At 71.2% G+C, this 6,179-nt stretch carries 7 protein-coding genes; 1 reads left to right on the top strand and 6 read right to left on the bottom strand.

Annotated elements, in window-relative coordinates; translation table 11 throughout:
• Window positions 1-623: murein hydrolase activator EnvC family protein (locus DD1DGNOD_RS21380; protein ID WP_206443350.1), on the top strand; the 623-nt coding region annotated here is incomplete at its 5' end.
• A gap of 25 nt (window positions 624-648) precedes the next feature.
• Here DD1DGNOD_RS21380 and DD1DGNOD_RS21385 read toward each other — a convergent pair.
• From DD1DGNOD_RS21385 to DD1DGNOD_RS21410, 6 genes are all read right to left on the bottom strand, one after another.
• Entirely contained in the window at window positions 649-1,644 is a 996-nt protein-coding gene (locus DD1DGNOD_RS21385) for a tyrosine recombinase XerC (RefSeq protein ID WP_131768312.1), read from the bottom strand.
• A 32-nt stretch (window positions 1,645-1,676) separates the two neighbouring features.
• Window positions 1,677-2,834: a DNA-processing protein DprA gene (gene dprA, locus DD1DGNOD_RS21390; protein ID WP_165035205.1), complete on the bottom strand. Its 1,158-nt coding sequence runs from the start codon at window positions 2,832-2,834 to the stop codon at window positions 1,677-1,679.
• Complete coding sequence (locus tag DD1DGNOD_RS21395; RefSeq protein ID WP_131770914.1) at window positions 2,825-4,363, bottom strand: YifB family Mg chelatase-like AAA ATPase; 1,539 nt, start codon at window positions 4,361-4,363, stop codon at window positions 2,825-2,827. The genes dprA and DD1DGNOD_RS21395 overlap by 10 nt, the downstream gene beginning before the upstream one ends.
• Window positions 4,363-4,719: a YraN family protein gene (locus DD1DGNOD_RS21400; protein WP_131768365.1), complete on the bottom strand. Its 357-nt coding sequence runs from the start codon at window positions 4,717-4,719 to the stop codon at window positions 4,363-4,365. Before DD1DGNOD_RS21400 ends, DD1DGNOD_RS21395 begins: the two co-directional genes overlap by 1 nt.
• 180 nt (window positions 4,720-4,899) lie before the next feature.
• Window positions 4,900-5,193: a DUF2469 domain-containing protein gene (locus DD1DGNOD_RS21405; protein WP_131768314.1), complete on the bottom strand. Its 294-nt coding sequence runs from the start codon at window positions 5,191-5,193 to the stop codon at window positions 4,900-4,902.
• Complete coding sequence (locus DD1DGNOD_RS21410; protein ID WP_131768366.1) at window positions 5,190-5,906, bottom strand: ribonuclease HII; 717 nt, start codon at window positions 5,904-5,906, stop codon at window positions 5,190-5,192. The genes DD1DGNOD_RS21405 and DD1DGNOD_RS21410 overlap by 4 nt, the downstream gene beginning before the upstream one ends.
• Between the last annotated feature and the right edge of the window lie 273 nt (window positions 5,907-6,179).

The raw sequence follows: 6,179 nt of genomic DNA on the forward strand, positions 1-6,179 counted from the left end.
GGCCGCATCCGGTGGTCAGCTACGGCACCCGGGCGGCCACGTCCCCCATCCGGCCGACACCTGCGCAGCCGACCCCTCCACCGTCGGCGCCCGCGCAGCCAGCACCCGCACAGTCGCCCGCCGCACAGTCGGCGCCCGCGCGGCCGGTACCGCTTGCCGGCACCGTCAGCGTGAACCCGCTGTCGCCGACCGGTGCCGCCCTGGGATCAGCCGGACCTGCCTGGCATGCACCGCTGGACGGACCGCTCACCCTCGGCCGTGGCTTCAGTCCGCCGTCGTCACCGTACGGTCCCGGCCACCGCGGCATCGACCTCGTGGCCGCCCCGGGGGCACAGGTGCGTGCCGCCGGTCGGGGAATCGTCTCGTTCGCCGGCATGATTGCCGGGCGAGGCGTAACAACCATCAGCCACGGGTCGCTGCGGACGACCTACGAGCCGGTGGATCCAGCCGTCACCACCGGCCAGACGGTGGCTGCGGGCGAAACAATCGGCCGGCTCGTGGCCGGGCATCCCGGCTGCCCCGCGGATGCCTGCCTGCACTGGGGCCTGCGCGAAGGGGCTCGCTACCTCGATCCGCTCGGCCTGCTCCGGCGCCGGCCACCGAGGTTGTTGCCCATCGGGTGACATGCCCGCCGCTGTTCGTCGGTCGTCAGGCCCGTGGGTGCCCCTGCTCGAACGCGGCACGCAGTCGTTCCGGTGTGACGTGAGTGTAGATCTGTGTTGTGGCGGGACTGGCATGGCCGAGGAACTCCTGCACCGACCGGAGATCCGCGCCGCCTTCCAGCAGATGTGTGGCTACGGAGTGGCGGATGCCGTGCGGGCTCATCGACCCGGTCCCGTCGACCGCGGCAATACGGGCGTCAAGAATGCGCCGGACCGCCCTGGGATCGAGCCGGCGGCCACGCACCCCCAGGAACAGCGCCCGTCCACTGCCGGCTCCGGCAAGTACGGGGCGGCCGATCTCAAGCCAGGTCCGCAGTGCCCGCTGGGCGGGCACGCCAAAGGGGACGGCACGCTCGCGCCCACCCTTGCCACGGACTCTCACCAACCGTCGCTCGTCATCGACGTCGTCGAGGTCGAGACCGCACAGTTCGCTGACGCGGGTGGCGGTGGCGTACAGCAGCTCGAGTACGGCGTCGTCGCGGACGACAACCGCGGTCTGAGCGGGTCCGGGTGGGTCACTGCCCGAAACCGATCGGAGGCCCGTCGCCAACAGATCCCACGCCTGGGTGGCGGTCAGCACATCCGGTAGCGTCGCTGCTCGCCGGGGACTCGCCAGCCGCTCCGCGACATCGGTGGCCAGCCATCCTCGCCGAGCCGCGAACGCGCTGAAGCTGCGCGCCACCGAGGCCCGCCTGGCCAGTGTGGCGCTGGCAGCGCCGTTGGCACGCATCCCGGCAAGCCAACCGCGCAGCACTCCGAGGTCGAGACCGGTCAGTTCGTCGAGCCCCACGCCATGGGCGTACTTGCGCAGATGAGCGAGATCGGCCTGGTAGGCACGAACGGTTTCCGGGGACCGGTTCCGCTCAGTCGCCAGATGGCGAAGGTATGCGCAGACCGCGACGTCCCAGGAAGCCGCCGCATCCCGGGAAGCCGTGACGTTCCCGGAGACAGGATCCTGGGAGTCAGCGACCGCACCGCCCATCCGACGCACAGTGCCCTGCGCTCACCTCCGTGTCAACAACGGCCGGCTGGTTCGCAACGCCCCGATGTACCGGCCGCGGACGGTGCCCGGCCCAGTGCCGTCAGGCGGTATCCGTCGTTGCGGAGCTCCACCAGACCCTCGACGACCAGCGGACCCATCAGCGCCTGCACCGTTTCAGGCCGTTCCCCGAGTCGCTGTGCCAGCATCGCCGCTCCCACCGACCTGCGTGCCGGCATCACGTCCAGCATGCGGCGAACCAGCTCGGGCAGGCCGTCGCGGGAGCCGGTGTCCGCCGGCGGGTATTCGGCGAGCTCACCGATGCCGCCGATCTCCTCGCAGACCTCGGCGGCATCGGTGACCAGGACGGTCTGTTCGCGGTGGGTCCGTAGCAGACGGTGGCATCCGACGCTGGTGACACTCGTGACCGGCCCCGGCACAACCATCACCACACGCCCGAGGCGGCGGGCGTGACGGACGGTGTTCAGTGCGCCGCTGCGGTGGCCCGCTTCGACGAGAACCGTGCCCCGGGTCAGTGCGGCGATGATCCTGTTCCGGGTCAGAAAGCGCCCCCGGTACGGCGGGCTTCCCGGCGCCGACTCGCTGATGACCAACCCGTTGTCACGAATCCGCGCCAGCAGGTCGGCATGGGCGCGGGGATATGCGACGTCGACTCCTCCGGCCAGGACCGCAATCGTGGGACCGGATGCCGCCAGCGCCCCGTGGTGGGCCGCCGCGTCAATACCGAACGCCGCGCCGGAGACGACCGTCCAGCCCCGGTCGGCAAGTCCGGAGGCAAGGTCGGCCGCGACGGTCGTCCCGTAGGCGGTCGCCGCACGGGATCCCACCACAGCCACCGCCCGTTCACACAGCTGGCTCAGGTCCCCGTTTCCGCGAGCCCACAGCCCGAGTGGTTCTCCCGGTTCGGTGTCAGGGCCGTCGGGTAGCCGGCCGAAGACGTCCAGCGAGGACGGCCACTCGGGGTCACCCGGGCAGATGAACCGCCCGCCGAGGCCCGCCAGCAGGCGCAGGTCCCGTTCGGGGTCGACCGCAGGATGGCGGTCTCGCAGCCCCGCCCAGACCGCGACGGCTCCGCGGCGGGCCACCTCGACACCGATCGCCGGCCGGTCCGAGCCGATCGCGCGTGACAGAGCAGCCCTGGCCAACCGCTCGCTGTCACCGATCACTGCCACCTCCCGGGTAGGCGCAGGTCCAGGGCCATCCCGATCTGTGCCGGCCCCGGGGCCGGCAGGTCAGCCAGGTCCGCAAGGGTCCAGGCCACCCTCAGGACGCGGTCCAGACCACGCGCGGTGAGCTGCCCGGACTCGAAGGCGAGATCGGCCGAACGGGTCACCTTCGCCGGCAGCGCCCACATCCGCCGCAAGGCGGAACCGGGGATCTCCGCGTTGGTACGCCATGGCGTCCCGGCCAGCCGGCGGGCCGTCGCCTCCCGCGCCGCTTTGACCCGTTGCGCCGCAACCGCCGAGGTGTCGGCGTATTTGGCGTCCGCGCGCAGCTCGGCCCGGCTGGGCGCGGCAAGCTCGACCTGCAGGTCCACCCGGTCGAGCAGCGGACCCGACAATCGGGAGAGATAGCGCCGGCGCACCAGGCTCGGGCAGTCGCATGCCTTGACCGCGGCACCGTTGGCCCGGGCGCACGGACACGGGTTCGCCGCGAGCACCAGCAGGAAACGGGCGGGAAACCGCGCGCTCACCCGGGCCCGCGCCAGTTCGATCACCCCGCTTTCCAGCGGCTGGCGTAGCACGTCGAGGGTGATGCGGGCGAATTCGGGTGCCTCGTCGAGAAACAGCACGCCCCGGTGCGCCTGGCTGGCCAGGCCTGGGCGTAGCACGGTCGAACCGGCCCCGACCAGCGCCGCCGGCGTAGCCGAGTGGTGCGGGTTGCGGTACGGCGGACGGACCACCAGCGGGCAGTCCTCGGGCAGTAGCCCGGCCACGGAGTGCACCGCGGTCACCTCCAGAGCGGCCTCGGTGTCGAGCGCGGGCAGCAGGCCCGGCAACCGCTCGGCCAGCATGGTCTTGCCGCTGCCCGGCGGCCCCTGCATGAACAGATGGTGGCCGCCGGCGGCCGCCACCTCGACAGCGAGCCGGCCGCGCGGCTGGCCCGCCACGTCGACGAGATCGCCGGCTCCCGCGGCGCTGGACTGCGCCGCGTCGGTATCGGCCGCCACGGGCGGGGCCGGCTCGTACTCCCCGCGCAGTAGCCGGATCAGACAGTCCAGATCCCTCACCGGTTCGACGACGGCTCCCGGTACGAGCGCGGCCTCCGCGCCGTTCGCCTCGGGTACGACGACGCGTTCGATGCCGGCGTCGAGCGCCGCGATCGTCGCCGGCAGCACCCCACGGACCGGCCGCAGCCGGCCGTCCAGCGCCAGTTCCCCGAGAAGCACCCGACCGCGTAGCGCCTCCGGGGGGACGGTGGCCGCAGCCCCGAGGATCGCGGCGGCCATCGCCACGTCGAACCCGCTGCCGGACTTCGGCAGGGTCGCCGGGAAAAGGCCGACCGTGATCCGCTGGCTCGGCCAGTTCTGACCCGAGTTGACGATCGCGGCCCGGATGCGGTCCCTGGCCTCGTGCAGCGACGCGTCCGGCAGACCGACGAGGGTGATGGCCGGTAGCCCGTTCGCGAGATCCGCCTCGACCTCGATGAGGTGCCCGCGGACCCCCACGACCGCGACACTGAGCGCCCGCGCCAGCGACATCAGAACGCCCCCCGCAGATGTTCCACCCGCAGCGGGCTGTTGCGGGTGCGGTAGACCTCGACGACGTCGAAGCGAAGCGCCGTCGACGCATGTTCATGGTCGCGCAGCCACGCGAGCGCCAGCCGGCGGATGCGTGCGGCCTTGGCCGGCACCACGGCCTGTGCCGGTGTGCCGTAGCGGTCCCCGGAACGGGTCTTGACCTCGCAGAACACCAGATACGAACCGTCCCGGGCGACAATGTCGATCTCGCCGGCCGCACATCGCCAGTTACGGTCGAGAATCTCCATCCCGCACTGCGACAGATGCCGGGCAGCGGTGTCCTCCCCGAACCGCCCGAGCGCGTCCTTGACTCGCATCGTCCGCTCCCGTCCACGGGCGACGGACGCGCCCGTGGAGATCAGGGTGACCGGCGGGCCGAGGCAGGGCGAGAGCATGGGACGATCTGTGGATAAAACGGACTAATATCGCGAATCCATCCACAGGTAACGGACGGTAACCAGAGGCAACCTGAAAAGGCCGGAACCAGCCTGGAAAGGCTAGAGCTCGGCCTTGGTCAGTTCCTCGACGTTGATGTCCTTGAACGTGACCACCCGGACGTTCTTCACGAACCTCGCCGGCCGGAACATGTCCCAGACCCAGGCATCGCGCAGGGTGAGTTCGAAGAAGATCTCACCGGCGCTGTTGCGGACCTCGATCTGGTAGTCGTTCGCGAGATAGAAGCGACGCTCCGTCTCGATCACATAGGAGAAGAGACCGACGACGTCCCGGTACTCACGGTAAAGCTGGAGCTCCATCTCGGTCTCGTACTTCTCGAGGTCTTCGGCGCTCATGCGCTCTCCGTCGCGCTGCGTAGCCCGGTTCGTGTCACGGCGTCCTCCAGCCGCGACAGTCGTTCGCGTTGAGCTTGTGCCACATTGACATACGACATCCGATGCTGTTCGCACGGCCCGTACGCGGCCAGCGCCGCGGCGTGCCCGGCCGTTACATACCCCTTGTGCTGGGCGAAATCGTACTCGGGATGCCGGCGATGGAGATCTTTCATGATCCGGTCTCGGGTCACCTTGGCCACCACCGACGCAGCCGCCACACAGGCCACGACCTGGTCGCCCTTGAGCACGGCCGTGGATTCGGCCCCCAGCCCCGGCACCGCGAACCCGTCGGTGAGGACGTACCCCGGCCGCTGGGTAAGCCGTGCCACAGCGCGACGCATCCCGGCGATGTTTGCCACGTGCACACCCCACGCGTCGATCTCGAACGGCTGGATCACGACGGTCGCCCATGCCTGGGCGACGGACAGTATCTCGTCGAACACCCGTTCACGCAGCTGCGCCGACATCCGCTTGGAGTCCGTGAGATCGTCGAGGCGGCGCGATCTGCTCGCGGGGAGGATGACGGCAGCCACCACGAGCGGACCCGCGCAGGCGCCACGGCCGGCCTCGTCGACCCCGGCCACGGGCGCGAGCCCCCGGCGCCACAGCGCACGTTCGTAGCCCCACAGCCCGCAGTCACGTCGGATCACCGGGCTGGTCGGTGCGAACGGCAGGAGGTGCTCCGGCCGGACACCGTCGCCGGCGGGTCGCCAAGCGCTGCAGCGGTCGCCCGCGGCGACCGTCCCGCCGGGCCGACGGACCGTCGCCGTTGTCGTCACCTGTGTGCCTCCCGGGCCGTTTCGCCGATCGCGTCGGCAGGCTACCGGGCGAACCCCGCCCGCGCCGCACCATGGTGGCTCCTCCCACCACCGCTGCTCCCGCCAGCCCGACACCGACGAGCGGCACGGCCGCCGCCGCGGGTCCGCCCGCGGCGGCTGCGAAGATGT

Source organism: Candidatus Protofrankia californiensis (assembly GCF_900634765.1).
Lineage (GTDB): Bacteria > Actinomycetota > Actinomycetes > Frankiales > Frankiaceae > Protofrankia > Protofrankia californiensis.